Origin of the sequence: Ferrimonas sp. SCSIO 43195 (assembly GCF_023716685.1) — a bacterium.
GTDB classification, from domain to species: Bacteria; Pseudomonadota; Gammaproteobacteria; order Enterobacterales; family Shewanellaceae; genus Ferrimonas; species Ferrimonas kyonanensis.
Genome location: NZ_CP072679.1, coordinates 120,548 through 135,409, shown reverse-complemented (window position 1 = coordinate 135,409; position 14,862 = coordinate 120,548). Strand labels below are relative to the sequence as shown.

Below are 14,862 nucleotides of genomic sequence, written 5' to 3'. Positions count from 1 at the left end.
TGTCAACACTCTCAAAAAGCCACCAACATCCTCACCAAACTCACAACTCAGATCACAATCATAGCCTGAAGCTTATTTAAGAGGCGGCTCGCAAGATGAGTTAGAAATTTGCCCTCGCCTTCAAATCCACAAGACCAAATCAAGCGCCCACAAAAATAAGATCAAGATCACTATCAATCGAGACACCTGTATATATCATTGCGATCAACACCCAAAACAAACCGGAATCAAAACCTCTCCTTTCACCGAGGCTGTCGATTCCCGACATGAGCATTGCGATGAAAATCATGACTACATTGAAAGTAATACTCATCACAACACTATCTGTTACCGCGTTCACAGCGCTTTGCAGTTCAGATGTTGAGACACTGATACAAGAAAAATACAGCCAGGCGGACTACTCCGAGAAAGGAGCAGACACATGTTTACTCTGCCACAAGAAAGATCCCGCCGTAATGGCACTGTTTCAAACCAAACACGGCTCACTCGATCAAGGGCCAATGACCGGACTGCAATGCGAAACCTGTCACGGACCTCAAGGCAAACACCGGGGAAACAACGAACCCATGCTGACCTTCAGCGCAGAAATCTCCATCGCCGGCCGTAACAGCGTGTGCAGCTCCTGCCACAGCCGACAACACACACCGGATCACAACCAGGCCTGCACCGATTGTCACAGCATCCATCAGCCACAACGACGCTCAGCCGACTGTCAGCAATGTCACCGTCAGCAGAGTGCGGATCGCCTGAAGCGCTCAACGCACCTCGACACCCTGGCGTGCAGTGACTGCCACAACCCGCATCAAGAGCAACCTCTGGCCATCAACGACAACTGCTACCAATGTCATGCCGAAAAACGCGGCCCCACCCTTTGGGAACATGCGCCGGTAACCGAAGACTGCACCAGTTGCCATGCGCCTCACGGCTCAGTCAACGACAACCTGCTCAACAGCCGAGCCCCCCAGTTATGCCAGCGCTGCCACAGTGAGACCGGGCATCCCGGCGACATCCATAAAGAGTTAGATGGCTTCACCCTTGGCCAGTCTTGTTTGAACTGCCACCCGAAAATTCACGGTTCCAATCACCCATCCGGTCACCTGTTCGAGAAATAGGAGCATCCATGAAAACACAACTCACCATGGTGACTGCAGCGCTGCTGCCACTGTTGGCGCAAGCCGGCGATTTCACCGTCCCGTCTCACATTGAGCGCGACTATGCCTGCAACCAATGCCGGCTGCCTCAAGGGGATAACGCACTGACGTTGCTGACCGAGCAATCCACCCATCTGGATGACCAATACGGCCTCAGCGGCCACCTCCTTGGCCAACAAGGACAGGTGGTTGCCGACCGGGCCGGCGCCGACAATGGCGCTCTGAGTGCCGCCACTCAAATGGGTGCCCTGGCGTTGACCCTGGACTACCGCAACCTTTGGAGTCTGGACGACAACAACATCGGTGCCGAGCGCGATCGCATCGACGCCGCCATCCGCTACCGCTCGGATTGGCTCTCCGCCTATGTCGAAGGCAACAGCGAGGACAAGAACGGCCAAAGAGTCAGTTCCCGAAAAGAGGGAGTACCCAGCAACTACCTTGAGCGCATCGATCACACCACCCAGAAGATCAATGCCGGCATCCAGCTCAATGGCAATGCCTGGCACCTGGGCGTCTCCGCCTTTGAATCTCGCTTTGAAGACAACGCGGGCATCGATGCCGACAACCGCGCCCAGCAAGCCAGCATTCAGGCGGGGTTAACCGCTCTGGGTACCCGCCTTAGCGTCGGCGCCTCCAGCGGCAAGATGATTCAGGATGAGGCCATCGTTCAGGAAAACAACCTGGTGCCCATCACCCACTTCGATGGCGAGGTAGAAACGCTGGACTACAACCTGCGCCTCACCTCCAGGCTGGGATCGGCGCGACTGAGTGCCTTCTATCGCTATTCGGAGAGAGACAACGTCAGCGGCAGTTACCCGTTCTTTGACGGGGTAAACCAACCCATCGACACCGAAAAAACCCGATACGGCGCCGAACTCAGCTATCGCTGGAGTCAACTGGCCCTAAGCGCTGGCATGGAACAAAACGATCGCCAACGGACCCATACCGAACGTGAACAGACCGAAGAGACCGAGTGGTTTGGTCGTCTCGATTACCACAACCAGCAACTCAAAGGACACCTGAAGCTCAGCGACAGCGACCGCAGCGGTTCTCAATACCGTATTGACGACAACCGCTACCGCCCCTATTACCTGGCGAACCGGGATCGATTAGCGGCAGAAGCCGGACTGGGATACGCCGGCACTGTGTCTGGACTCAGCCTGACCCTGGTATGGGCCGAAGACGACTACGAGCATGACGCCGCCCTGCAACACGCCCAGGAACGTCACCTCAATCTTGAGGGGTACTACCTGCTGGGACAGCAACTGACCCTGACCGCCTTCGCCGGCCATCAACAGGTCGACAGCACCGAACAACACAATACCGAGGTGGAACAGGAATACCGCTACGCCGGCTTCGGCCTAGAGATGGCGGAACTGACCGAACGACTTGACGCCGGTTTGGACTACCACTTTGCCTACTCCGGCAGCGATACCCTTATCGAACAAATCGATCCCGAGGACGACTACCACTACACCCATCGGGTGGAAACCTATCTGCAACACCGGTTCAGCGAACGCTTCAGCGGTCGCCTCAGCTACACCTATGAACGCTACTACGACACCGACTTCGCCAATCAGAAAGTGGACTTCATCAACTCATTGGCAGATCTCAATCAAAACTACATCGACCACAAAGTTGGTGTGTATCTATCCATCAAGCTGTAAGGGACAACTATGAAACGTCGCGACTTTTTAAAAGTCAGTGCAGCAACGGCCGCAGCTGCCAGCGTAACCGGCTGTAGCTCTGATTCGGCCGATGAGGCCCAGCCTGTTGAGCCGCCACTGACCAACCCGACCACAGGGGAGTCCTTCGCCTGGGCCCAGTGCCAGGGTAACTGCTGGGCCTGGTGCCCACTGAAGGTGATTACCAAAGAGGGAAAAATTGTCCGAGTAGAACCTCATACCGAGGGCGACGACAATTTTAACACCGGCTTCATTCACAATAAGGCCTGTGCAAAAGGCCTGATGCTGAAAGAGCTGGTGTACTCACCTCAACGACTGAAAACGCCGCTGAAACGAACCGGCCCCAGAGGCTCGGGTCAATTCAAAGAGATCAGCTGGGACCAAGCCGCCAGAGAAGTGGCGCAATCCATCCAACAGACCATCGAGTTGTATGGCAACCGCGCCTTGATGCTGGGCAATGGATCCGGATCGGCCCACTCTTCCTACCCCCTTATGGGTCCCCATGTGCGGTTGTTGAACATGCTAGGCGGGTTTCAGAAAACCTACGGCTACTACTCTGCCAGCATGAAGGAGCAGGCCATCCCCTACACCTTTGGTGATGGCACTAAGAACCTGGTTTACGGCCAGGGAACCGGATCGTCCTCCGTTACCGAGATGATGCACTCCGACTACATTCTCTCCTTTGGTTACAACCCCCTGGAGATCTTTATGACCGGGGGCGGTGAAGGCCATCATTTCAGCCAGACACTGGAACGCAACGATGCTCGCTTTGTTTACGTCGATCCCCGCTACACCGACAGTTGTCTGGGACGTGAAGATGACTGGCTGGGCATTCGCCCAGGCACAGACGGCGCCTTCATCGAAGCGTTATTTCACGAGATACTGATTGCTTATCAATATGATGAGCAAGCGAATCACTTCGCCGATCCTCGCGGAAACTGGGCCAACGCCGTCATCCTCGGCCTGACCAAAGCCTCATTGGAAGCCTATGCCGACCAGCTCAAGGACGGCGACGGCAACTATGAATTCAAAGACTACATTCAACCGGAAGACAACCTGTTTGATCACATCATGGGAACCCATGACGGTCAGGCAAAGACGCCTGAATGGGCCGCTTCAATCTGTGGCATTCCTGCAGACAGGATTCGAGCCGTCGCTGAGGATTTGCTGGCCGCAGACGCTCCCTTCATCTGTTCTGGTCAGGGCGTTCAACGCAGCGCCTGCGGCGAACAGGTAATGCGGCAGATCTACACCCTGCCGGTCCTGCTCAACGCCATTGGTCGTCGCGGCACCAACAACGGCGATCTGCCCATGGTCGCCGCCGCCGGACCGGGCGCCGCCATGATCCCCATGGCTTTCTGGTCCGATCCGACCATTCCCGGCTTTATCGGTGGTACCGCGCCACCGGCGGGTGTAAAAGCCAGCATTCCGACCTACAAGACTTATGAAGCCATGGAGCGTGGTCATGAGATGACCTATCGCAGTGATGGTGTCAAAGGTCTGGACTACGACCTGAAAGACCGCTCTAAAGATGAAACCTACGGCACCAACATCAAATTCCTGATGACCATCGCCGGCAACACCGTTAATCAGCACGGTGACATTAACGAAGTTAAGCGAATCCTCAGCATCGATCCCAGTCGCTCCGGTGATCCCACCGAACCCGGCCTGGATATGCACGTGGTTATCGACACTCAGATGACGCCCACGGCACAGTGGGCCGACATCATCATCCCCGACACCACCTGGACAGAGCGATTCGATTTCATCTGCTCCGACAATGCCACCGTCTATACCGTCCCCAGCATCGAACCGGAAGGAGACTGTAAGCCAGCCTTTGAATTCATGGTCATGCTGGCGGATCAGTTTGGCTTATCCGGGTTCGCCTCGAAAGGGCGCACGCAAGAGGCGATGACCAAAACCTTCATCGACGAAGCCATTAACGGCCCCATGGGCGATCCCACGCTGCCACACTGGTCCGATCATGAGCAGCACGGCTATGTATTCACTCACGCCTTTGACGAGCCCACCATCGGCATGGAAAAGGAGTTTAACCCCCGTAAAGGGATGGTCGCCTGCTCCACACCCTCCGGGCTGGTAGAGACCTACTCACCGAAACTGGCCTGGATCGCTTCTGAAGACGGCTGGGATCGCGACCCCTCCTACCCGGATGGCGGCATCACCGCGCTACCCAAGTATTTCACTACCTGGGAAGGCTTCGAACAAACGGATGCCGGCTACCCGCTGCAGCTGGTGAATTACCACACCAAAGGCCGCGCCCACTCCACCTTCCATAACTGCCCGACACTGAGAAAAGTGTATGAGGATGCGCTGTGGATCAACCCGGTTGATGCCAGCCAGCAGGGTGTCCGCGACGGTGACCGAATCGATGTCAGCAGCCGGCGGGGCACCATACAGGTTACAGCCAAGCTCACGCCCAGAATTGCCATGGGGGTGGTCGCCATCGGCCAGGGGGCCTGGCACCAGATGGTGGCGGGCAAAGACGTTGGCGGCTGCGCCAATACTCTCACTCGACAGCAGTGCTCACCGCTTGCCAAGGGCAACCCAATGAACACGGTCAAAGTCAATATTTCCAAGGCGTAAGGGCTTCCAGATGGCTGAACTTAACCAAAACACCAACTACGCGTTTTACTTCGATGCCTCCCGCTGCAACGGCTGCAAAGGCTGCCAGATCGCGTGCAAAGACGGACGTTCGCTCTCTTTGGATCGTCACTTTCGCCGCGTCTATGAATACGCCGGAGGCACCTTTTCCCAATCTGCCGATGGGGTCATGCACCAATCCGCCTTCGCCTATTACCTATCGGTAAGCTGCAACCACTGCGACGAACCGGCCTGCACCAAAGCATGCCCCACCGGGGCGATGCACAAACGCACCGATGGATTGGTCGCCATTCACAGCGACATCTGTATCGGATGCGCCAGTTGTGCAGAAGCATGCCCCTACGATGCGCCACAACTGGAGGTCAGCCAACAGGTGATGACCAAGTGCGATGGCTGTGCGGAGCGACTGGCCTATAACCTGCCGCCCCTGTGCGTTCAGGCATGCTCACAACGGGCTCTGGACTTTGGCCGGGTCTCAGATCTGCAGGCCAAATATGGCGGCCTGGTCGGCGCCAGCCATTGTGCGCCGCTGCCAAGTCCATCGCAGACCAAACCCAACCTGTTGATTCGCCTTAGCCCCAATCACCAGCCCGTGGGCTCAACCGCCGGCAAGGTCATCAACATTCGCGAGCTTTAACAATGAAGCCAAATACCCGTTTAGAAACGACACCCATAAACACCACACCATTACACCGAGTAATGAGGAATACAGAGGTAACTATGAAGAGACTAGTCACGGCGTTAGCGGTCATGGCATCGATCGGCACACTCGCCGGTTGCTCAGACGATGAGACCGTTGAAATTGAAGTACCAGGGCCATCAGAGCCGTTGCAGGTCAGTTTTGAGCGCAGCATGCAATCAAGCGCCGACGGCGCCTGGTTCGGCCTGCATGACAGCCGTAACGAGCTGGATTACTCTGGCTACAGTGCCGGCAAGCCGCTTCCCAATGGGGCCGAGCCCTGGCGCAATAACCAGTACGTGTTGGGATCCACCACCACCGACAGCCAGATCTGGTACGGCGCCTCCACCTCGGTCTATTGCTACTGGCCAATGATCTCGATGAAGATGCCCGTGGCGCTGATGAACTTTGAATCGGAGCGAATGGCCTGCCAGTTGCTGGCACCCACCGGCCAAATGCCCGATGCTCAAACCTTTGTCTACAATCCATCGACGGGTAAAAACACCCACCTCGGTCCGGACACAGTCAAAAACGGCGATCAGTACTGGGAAGACATGATGAATTTCCGGGGCAAAGAGATCGGCATCATGAATCCGGTCACGGATCCGGAGACTGGTGAAGTCACTCTGGTACCGGACGAAACGCGTTACGCCTTTACCTTCCGCGCCGCCGGCAGCATGGATGGCATCGTCTTTATGATGGGCTATGTCGCCACCCCGGATCCCGAGGTGATTAACGACGGAACCGCACCGAAAATCGGATACAACCGACTGTTCGCCTTTAATGAAGCCAACATGGAATACCTGGGGTACAGCGAATTCCATTACGACACCGTCCGCCGTTTCGAAACCGTGACTCACCCGGATGGCTCCAAGGGAATGTATTGGTTCGGCGGCCCGGATCAGTCCGGTGGCCAGGCCGGAATCTCCAAGAACCAGATGCTGCGCTGGGTCGGCACCCCGGACGCCCCATTTACTGGCGGCTCAATGGGCAACGGTTTTGATATTGTCTCCGGCGAAGATTTCCTGAAATTTGGTGTTGTCGGTGACTTTGCCCCCTTTACCGACAACGACGGCGACACCCGTTTTGCCTCTTCGGCTTGGTACAACCCCAAAGGGGAAGCGGCATCGATGCTGTACACCAACAAGATGCCGGCCAACGGCTTTACCGCAGAACACCCCGTTGAGTTTAAGTCCTTCTTTAGCTACGACCAGTATGATCCGGATACCACCGCCGCCCATGGCGCTAAACTCGCAGCAAATGCGTTTTACGGTGACTACCTGTACTTCGGCTCCTACCATCAGGGCACTTCAGGCGCCTACGATCACCTGGTCAAAGAGCACTGCAAAGTTGTCGGCATCGACCCGGAAACTCAACAGCCCATCGAAGAGGGGCCGCTGTGTGCCATCAAAAACAGCGCAACCAAACAGGACGATCTGACCATCGCCAAGCATCAGGATTTCATGATGAAGTCCTGGCGCGCCCTGTCGCTGTTTAGGATTAAGACCGCCGATATCGTCAACGGCAATGCCGCCAAGGTGGAGCTGCTGTATGGCAACGAGAAGGATTGGGTCTTCGTCGCCGATGGCAAAAAGGATTATGAATACCACTTCGAGATGCAGCCCAACAAGATGGGGCAGAAACCACTCTACGGCAAAGAGGGATTTGGTCACGAAGGCTTGGTGTACACCTTTACCATGGCGGTGCATGACGACAAGTTGTTTGTCGGCACCTGGAACGCCACCGCCGGCCTGTATGACATCTTCGAGCCACTTGAAGGATGGAAGCATGAAGACAGCCACAACAAGGTCGCCCTAGGCGACTTGGTGCTGAACCCCAATGACATTGCCGCAGAGATGTCTGGCATGGTTGGTGCCGAGCTGGAAGCCGCCCTCATCGAGATGCTGATGGAAAAAGATCCGGACATGAGCCCCGAAGACGCCGCCAAGCAAGCCAAGGTGCTGGCCGCCATTCTCAACCCCATTCCAAAAGACGGCGGCATGCAGGGCGAGGAGCGTTTGTACAAAAACAACCCCGCTTACTTCCTCTACAATGCGGTCAAGGAACAAAACCAGAATGATGAGCGCGCCGGTCGAGGCGGCTGGATGGCGGTGTTTGAAAACACCGACAGTCCTGCCACCATCGTCGATAAACATGGTTTTGGTAACGTGTGCAACAACGGCATTCGCAATGCCGAGAAGATCAATGGCGAGCTGTACTTCGGTACCACCAGTTGGTGCAACCTGACCGAAGACGCGGGCCTCGAGTTCTATAAATACACCGGCGACAACCGCTAATTCAACACCAATCAGCCCGGCTTCGGCCGGGCTTCTGTAGCTATGGATATGACTTTCTTACAACGACAACATCGCATTGCTCAACTGTCCCTGCGCATTGACGCTCTGCTGAATCGTCACCCCTGCTCGGCGCGGCAGTTTCGTTATCTCTCCCGCAGCAGCGTCTGCAACCGCATCGCCTTCAAGGGCATAGAGCTGTGTCAGTCAGATATTGATGATACCGATGCCCTGGCGTCCATCGCTTCTTACCTGCATCAACTCGAGGGCGATAGAGATCTCATCGATGACTTGGCTCTGCAGTTGATCCGCCCTCTGGGCCTGGACTTCCCCCCGTTGCAGAAACTGATCGATGCCGTGCCGGCCCATCACTATCGGCGATCAATGTTGATGTCTCACCACTCGGAAGTGCCACTGAGTTAGCAGGCAATCATCGACTCTCGCTCATATTTGCCTACCGATTTCAGGATCTTTTCATAAGACACGGCATGATGCTCCTCGATCCAGCCAATCTCCTCGGTACTCGATACCAGGTTATCAAACACCTCTTTCAAACTGCGGCCAATTTGATTATCGAAGGACATCACATTCTGAGTGATCATCACACACCCTCTTTGATAGGGGTAAACAGAGGCCATTACCGGCAAGACCTGCTCTTTCGACGCTTTTAATGTGCCAGATGCGATGGGAGCAAACCAAAACTGCATACTGACCTGCCGCAGCAACGCCATCAGCTGCTCCAAATCCTGCCGACGAGATTCGGTGGCATAGCTGTAGATGCCTGGATTCGCGGACAAAAAAGTGATGCCCAACAAGTTCCTCTGCCCCATGGCGATCGAAACCGGCGTAAGCAACGCAGTGATCAACTTCTCTCTGTCATTCAGTACCGGATCATTCTGAATATCCACCATCATGTCACGGGTGCTATTGGCATCTTTGATGAACAAGCCCACCAACACATCCTCCTTGCCGGAAAAATGCTTATAAAGCGTTGCCCTGGAGATGCCGGCTCGCTTGGCGATCTCTACAAAACTGAAGGACACCATCCCCTCCTCCAGAATCAGCTCTCTGGCCACTTCCAGCAACTGAGCCTCTCGTTCCAATTTCAACATGATGTTCCATGACAAATAATACATGTGTATAGCATTATAAGAATCTTTGCCGTAAAAACGCCAATACTTTTACAAATAGCCGTGTCACATCTCAATTTAAAATAATTAAATCATCATATTAAAAAAACTGAGCACCGGAACAACACCTGTCAACAAGAATTAAGTTATGCTTCATTCCAATCCAAACAAAACTCCAATTGTTTAAAGCGCGTTCAATGCGACGCTGCTGATGGGTGTCATGAAAAATCAGCTCAACAACGCTTGTTCACCACTTTCTCTAAGAGCACTCGCCTCCGGTACTGCCCTAGGTGGTCTGCTCAGCACCTGTAATATCTACATGGGGCTCAAAGTTGGCTGGTCCATCAATATGTCAATCCTGGCCGCCTTGCTGGGATCTCTGGCGTTTCATCATCGTCGCCACAGCAACCTCTCTCTGGCCTGTCGGGAAAGCAACCTTCAACAAACCGCCGCTTCTGCGGCAGGAGGAACGGTCTCCGCGGGTCTGGTTGCGCCTATTCCGGCATACCTGATTCTTACCGGCGAATCCTTTGAGTTCCTGCCGATGGTGATCTGGATGATCGCCATCAGCCTGCTCGGTGTCTGTGTCGCCTCGGCGGTGCGCCCGACAATGTTGAGCAACAGCCGGCTTCGCTTTCCCTCTGGCACCGCCACCGCCGCCGTCATTACCAACCTCCATACCCGCTCCATCGCAGCTAAATATCGACTAAAGGTGTTGTTGGTTGCCATGCTGGTTGCCATTAGCCACCGCCTGCTTGTCCCCGCTGGCTATAAGCTTTCTCTGGGCTTTTCTCTGACGGGAAAAGGGGCAGTCGCGGGCACTCAAATCAGCGCTAAGAATCTGGGCTTCGTCCTGGAGCCGTCCTATATGCTCATGGGCATCGGCGCCCTCATTGGGCCACGGGCCTCGTTAAGCCTGTTACTGGGATGCCTGATCGCCTGGCTCGGTCTGGCACCGACGCTACTGCAACTCGACTGGGTAACCGCCGGCCCCCACGACCAACAATGGTTTAGCCCGCTGCTGGAATGGCTGCTGTGGCCTGGCGTCACCATGATGACCGCGGCCTCGCTGATAACCCTGTTACGGGTGCTGTTGCGAAGCCGTTCGATCCACTCATTGAAGCCAGATTGGGGCAGATTCGAATACGGCCTGCTGTTCTTGCTGACCCCGATGATTGTCATGCTGCAGATGCAGTTGTTTGACATCGGCCTGATCGCTTCATTGCTGTCTGTACCACTGGCCTTCTTATTTGCCATCATTGCCGCCCAGGTCGTTGGTGAAACGGGCATTCCTCCGGTCGGCGCACTGGGCAAGCTGTCTCAACTGACCTACGCCGTCATCAGCCCGGGGCAACTGACGACCAACCTGATGACCGGTAATGTGGCCTGTGGCGCAGCCGGTCAGGCCACCGATTTACTCAATGATTTCAAGTCCGGTCAGATACTGGGCACTCAACCCAGACACCAGACGCTCGCCCAGTGCTGCGGCATCTTCAGCGGTTGCGTGGTCAGCGCGGCGATATTCAGTCTGCTCATTTCTGACCCAGCCGCTCAGCTCATGACTGAGCAATGGCCAGCTCCGGGTGTCGTAGCCTGGAGCGCCATTGCCAAGGCCCTGACTTCGGGGTTACACGCCATTCCTGCGCACACGTTAGCCGCGATCCTGGTGGCGGCCGGTCTAACTGTCGCGATTGAACTGATTGCGTCTGCCACTCCGGCTTATATTCAGCGCTGGTTGCCCAGCGCCCCCGCCATAGGAATGGGGTTTGTCATCCCCGCAAGTATCACCTTGATGCTGGTTTTCGGCGCCGTCCTGGCCGGGCTGATAACCGTGTTGGCGCCAAAGTTCAGCAAACACTATTTGATTGCAATGGCAGCAGGGTTCATTGCCGGAGAAAGCCTGGCCGGGGTCCTCGGCACCCTGGTCACGTTTCTGAAGCAATAAAAAAAGAGGGCCAAAAGGCCCTCAAAAACTAGAGATGATGATGAAATGTATTGCTTACTACTTGCAAGGATGATGATGAAACTTGGTCGGTTGAATCAGGCGCCACGACCCCGGTAGGCCGCCAGCATCCAGCTCTCTTTTTCCTGCTGAGACAGATAATCGCTCATCAGGGCCGCGGTACCTTCGTCACCCAGCTCACCGGCGGCATTGAGAATCTGGCGCTGTTTGGCAATCAACACCTGATAGCCTTCCAGCAGGGAGTCGATGCCTTCGGCTCCACTTGAGATGTTAATGGCCTGCTGAATCTGGCTGAGCTGCAGGTAATCGGAAAAGGCGTGCAATGGCTGTTGGCCCAGGGTCAATACCCGCTCGGCAATCTCATCCACCTTCTCCAGCAGCACGTTGTAGATCTCTTCAAACTTGGTGTGCAGCTCAAAGAAGTCGGCGCCTTTAATGTTCCAGTGGAAACCCCGTACATTCATGTACAGCACCTGATAGTTTGCCAACAGATCATTCAATTGCGCGGCCAGGTCCTCGGCGCCATTTCGGTTCAGTCCAATCAAATTGGTGGTGGTCATATCGGTGTCCTCAGTGAATCTTTTGGGCTGCGTTGTGCAGCGAATGGGTGTAGATTACACCTGAGGATTAAAAGGGTATAGCGAATGGAAACTATCGCCCTAATCGACTAAAGCGTTTTGAACCTCACTCTCTGATTCATGCTTTGCATGTCGGCATCGCTCCATCACTTCGCTGCGGCAGGAGCCACAACCGGTGCCCGCGCCACAGGCGTCGGCCACCTTGTCGGCACTGTCGGCCCCTTCGGCAATGGCGGCATCAACGTCCGCTTCCGTCAGTTGCAAGCAGCAACACAGCAAGCGCGATTCGGTGGTCGGGGTCATCAATAGGGATCTCTGTTGTGTGGCAGTGACAGGCGATTGTAACGCCTGCAACAGGGAATCCCCAGGTAAATGCCGACGCAGGGGAGACACAAACATGGCGGCCAACAATCGTCCTCCTTTGACAAATAACTGCCTGTTGCCTTCGGCCGACACCTGGCAAACGCTGGGCTGCCCATGCCCCAGCGTCGCCAGCCATTGTTGCAGCCGCTCCACGCAGTCTGACATAGGCAACTCACTGGCCAGCAAATAACCCCCTCCTTGAGGGTGAGTCTGGCTGGACCAAAACACCGCCACTCCAGCCGGCATCGCCACCGGCTCTGGCAGCCACAGTTGTGCCCACGCCCTGACGGTACACGGCCGGGCCTGCACCCTGGCCCCCTTAAAACCGGGTTGACCCGACAGCGGATCCCGCCCCCGCCCCACCACCGCATTCACCGTGGCCTGGCCACTGAATTGGCCACTCCAGTGAATGGGGGCAAACAACTCTCCCCGGCGCTGCTGTTCCGACAGCGCCACCGGCAGCAGCAGCTCGCCTTCCCCGGCCTGCAGGGTTAACAGATCATTGGCGGTCACGCCCAGCAAGCGGGCATCTTCGGGGTGCAGAGCCACCTCGGGCCAGGGGCGATGACGGCCCAACTGCGGCGACAAGCCGCTGCGGGTCATGGTGTGCCACTGGTCCCGGTACCGGCCATTATTGAGCACCCAGCCCGGGGCTGCCGGTGATGTGGCTGACGACGACAGCTGCAGTTGCCCCCGCGGCGGGCCTTCGGGCTCACTGGCAAACAGGCGCTGGTCGTTCAGTCGCAACGGCTGGCCCGCGGGCTGAGGCCACTGCAACGGCGGCAACTGCTGGTATTGCTCGTCGGTCAGCGTCGCCAGAGCCCCAATATCAAACTCACCGCCGAGTCGCCCGTTTATCGCCGACAAGCTGGCATGTTCGCGAAAAATGTCCGCTTCATTGGCGAAATTAAACCCATGATTGAACCCCATAGCCTTGGCCACCTGGCACAGCATCCACCAGTCCGGCCGCGCCTCGCCGCTAGGAGGCATGAACGCCCGCTGCCTCGACAGGCGCCGCTCCGAATTGGTCACGGTACCGGCCTTCTCCCCCCAGCCGGTGGCCGGCAACAGCACATCGGCATGGCGCTGAGTATCGGTACCGACGATGCAGTCGCTGACCACCACCAGAGGGCAGGCCTCAAGTGCCCTGGCCACCTGGCCGCTGTCCGGCAGACTGACCGCCGGATTGGTGCCCATAATCCACAGTGCCTTAATCTCGCCCCGCTCCATCGCCTCAAACAACTCCACCGCCTTCAACCCCGGTCGAGACGCCATCCGTGGGCTACGCCAGATGTCACCGATGGCCTGTCGAGCCACCTCGTCGTCCAATTCCCGGTGGGCCGCCAGGGTGTTGGCCAACCCACCCACTTCGCGCCCGCCCATGGCGTTTGGCTGGCCGGTAAGGGAGAACGGCCCCATACCGGGACGACCGATGCGGTCGGTCAGCAGGTGGCAGTTAAGGATGGCATTGCCCTGATCCACCCCCTGCTCGGATTGATTGATCCCCATGGAAAATCCGGTAACGACACGGGGGTTAGCGGCGAACTGTTGATAAAAATCGATAATGTCATCGCGATCCAGGTCGGTCTCACCGGCAACCCGGTCCAGATCATAGGCCTGTAACGACACCTGAGTATCGCGCCATCCCGGCAGTTGCTGGGCATTCGGGCGCTGCAATCCCTGCTCAATCAGGAATCGCAGCAAACCATGAAACAGCGCCAAGTCGCCGCCGGGACGAATGGCCAGGTGCAGATCGGCGGCTTCTGCGGTGGCGGTACGCCTCGGGTCAATCACCACCAGGCGCATGTGGGGTCTGGCTCGGCGCGCCGCCTGCAGCCTCTGAAACAGCACCGGATGACACCAGTTCATATTGGAGCCCACCAGCACCACCAGGTCCGCCAGCTCAAAATCCTGGTAGCACCCCGGTACACTGTCGCTGCCCAAGCCGCGCTTATGGGCCGTCACCGCCGACGACATACACAGCCGGGAGTTGGTGTCGACGTTGGCACTGCCGATGAACCCCTTCATCAGCTTGTTGGCCACATAATAGTCCTCGGTCAATAGCTGTCCGGACAGGTAGAACGCCACCGAATCCGGCCCATGCTGCTCTACTGCCTGGCGAAACTTGTGCCCCACATAGGCCAAAGTACGGGACCAACTGTCACGCTGGCCGCCGATGCTCGGGTACAGCAGTCGTCCCCGTTCACCGAGCGTATCCGCCAGCCGCAACCCCTTTGAGCACAGCAGTCCCTGGTTGGACGGGTGGTACTGGTCACCACGGATCTGCACCTGATCACCGTTGACGCTGGCTAGCACGCCGCAGCCAACGCCGCAGTACGGGCAGGTGGTTCGGGTCTCAGTCATCGGGCTCTCCTGTGTGGGCGTCGGTATGGGATT

General features: G+C 56.6%; 10 protein-coding genes. 7 read left to right on the top strand and 3 right to left on the bottom strand.

What is annotated here, in order from left to right; all coding sequences use genetic code 11:
- The first annotated feature begins 455 nt into the window (after positions 1-455).
- The 6 genes from J8Z22_RS00590 to J8Z22_RS00565 all read left to right on the top strand — a co-directional run bounded on the left by J8Z22_RS00590 (position 456) and on the right by J8Z22_RS00565 (position 8,854).
- Complete coding sequence (locus J8Z22_RS00590; RefSeq protein ID WP_305881809.1) at positions 456-1,112, top strand: cytochrome c3 family protein; 657 nt, start codon at positions 456-458, stop codon at positions 1,110-1,112.
- Between the two features lie 8 nt (positions 1,113-1,120).
- Positions 1,121-2,818 (top strand): MtrB/PioB family outer membrane beta-barrel protein, encoded by a 1,698-nt coding sequence (locus J8Z22_RS00585; RefSeq protein ID WP_252008336.1) that lies wholly within the window; start codon positions 1,121-1,123, stop codon positions 2,816-2,818.
- 9 nt (positions 2,819-2,827) lie between these two features.
- Complete coding sequence (locus J8Z22_RS00580; RefSeq protein WP_252008335.1) at positions 2,828-5,440, top strand: molybdopterin-dependent oxidoreductase; 2,613 nt, start codon at positions 2,828-2,830, stop codon at positions 5,438-5,440.
- Positions 5,441-5,450: 10 nt separating this feature from the next.
- A complete protein-coding gene (locus J8Z22_RS00575) occupies positions 5,451-6,095 on the top strand; it encodes a DMSO/selenate family reductase complex B subunit (protein ID WP_252008334.1) in 645 nt (214 codons plus the stop codon).
- Positions 6,096-6,178: 83 nt separating this feature from the next.
- Positions 6,179-8,434 (top strand): hypothetical protein, encoded by a 2,256-nt coding sequence (locus tag J8Z22_RS00570; protein WP_252008333.1) that lies wholly within the window; start codon positions 6,179-6,181, stop codon positions 8,432-8,434.
- Positions 8,435-8,482: 48 nt separating this feature from the next.
- Positions 8,483-8,854 carry a hypothetical protein gene (locus J8Z22_RS00565; protein WP_252008332.1) on the top strand — a complete coding sequence of 124 codons (372 nt, stop codon included), beginning with the start codon at positions 8,483-8,485 and terminating at the stop codon, positions 8,852-8,854.
- Here the strand turns inward: J8Z22_RS00565 and J8Z22_RS00560 are convergent.
- Entirely contained in the window at positions 8,851-9,543 is a 693-nt protein-coding gene (locus J8Z22_RS00560; protein ID WP_252008331.1) for a TetR/AcrR family transcriptional regulator, read from the bottom strand. The two genes, J8Z22_RS00565 and J8Z22_RS00560, sit on opposite strands and share 4 nt — an antisense overlap.
- A 229-nt stretch (positions 9,544-9,772) precedes the next feature.
- Between J8Z22_RS00560 and J8Z22_RS00555 the strand changes: the two genes are divergently transcribed.
- Positions 9,773-11,506 carry an OPT family oligopeptide transporter gene (locus J8Z22_RS00555; RefSeq protein WP_371878074.1) on the top strand — a complete coding sequence of 578 codons (1,734 nt, stop codon included), beginning with the start codon at positions 9,773-9,775 and terminating at the stop codon, positions 11,504-11,506.
- 95 nt (positions 11,507-11,601) lie between these two features.
- Here the strand turns inward: J8Z22_RS00555 and J8Z22_RS00550 are convergent, their stop codons facing one another.
- A complete protein-coding gene (locus tag J8Z22_RS00550; RefSeq protein ID WP_252008329.1) occupies positions 11,602-12,084 on the bottom strand; it encodes a Dps family protein in 483 nt (160 codons plus the stop codon).
- 99 nt (positions 12,085-12,183) lie between these two features.
- On the bottom strand, positions 12,184-14,829 hold the full coding sequence (locus J8Z22_RS00545) for a nitrate reductase (protein ID WP_252008328.1): 2,646 nt from the start codon (positions 14,827-14,829) through the stop codon (positions 12,184-12,186).
- Between the last annotated feature and the right edge of the window lie 33 nt (positions 14,830-14,862).

Bases quoted from the DNA above. Each gene is read 5' to 3' on its own strand.
- J8Z22_RS00590 (WP_305881809.1), top strand. From the start codon at position 456: ATGGCACTGTTTCAAACCAAACACGGCTCACTCGATCAAGGGCCAATG.
- J8Z22_RS00585 (WP_252008336.1), top strand. From the start codon at position 1,121: ATGAAAACACAACTCACCATGGTGACTGCAGCGCTGCTGCCACTGTTG.
- J8Z22_RS00580 (WP_252008335.1), top strand. From the start codon at position 2,828: ATGAAACGTCGCGACTTTTTAAAAGTCAGTGCAGCAACGGCCGCAGCT.
- J8Z22_RS00575 (WP_252008334.1), top strand. From the start codon at position 5,451: ATGGCTGAACTTAACCAAAACACCAACTACGCGTTTTACTTCGATGCC.
- J8Z22_RS00570 (WP_252008333.1), top strand. From the start codon at position 6,179: ATGAAGAGACTAGTCACGGCGTTAGCGGTCATGGCATCGATCGGCACA.
- J8Z22_RS00565 (WP_252008332.1), top strand. From the start codon at position 8,483: ATGACTTTCTTACAACGACAACATCGCATTGCTCAACTGTCCCTGCGC.
- J8Z22_RS00560 (WP_252008331.1), bottom strand. From the start codon at position 9,543: ATGTTGAAATTGGAACGAGAGGCTCAGTTGCTGGAAGTGGCCAGAGAG.
- J8Z22_RS00555 (WP_371878074.1), top strand. From the start codon at position 9,773: ATGGGTGTCATGAAAAATCAGCTCAACAACGCTTGTTCACCACTTTCT.
- J8Z22_RS00550 (WP_252008329.1), bottom strand. From the start codon at position 12,084: ATGACCACCACCAATTTGATTGGACTGAACCGAAATGGCGCCGAGGAC.
- J8Z22_RS00545 (WP_252008328.1), bottom strand. From the start codon at position 14,829: ATGACTGAGACCCGAACCACCTGCCCGTACTGCGGCGTTGGCTGCGGC.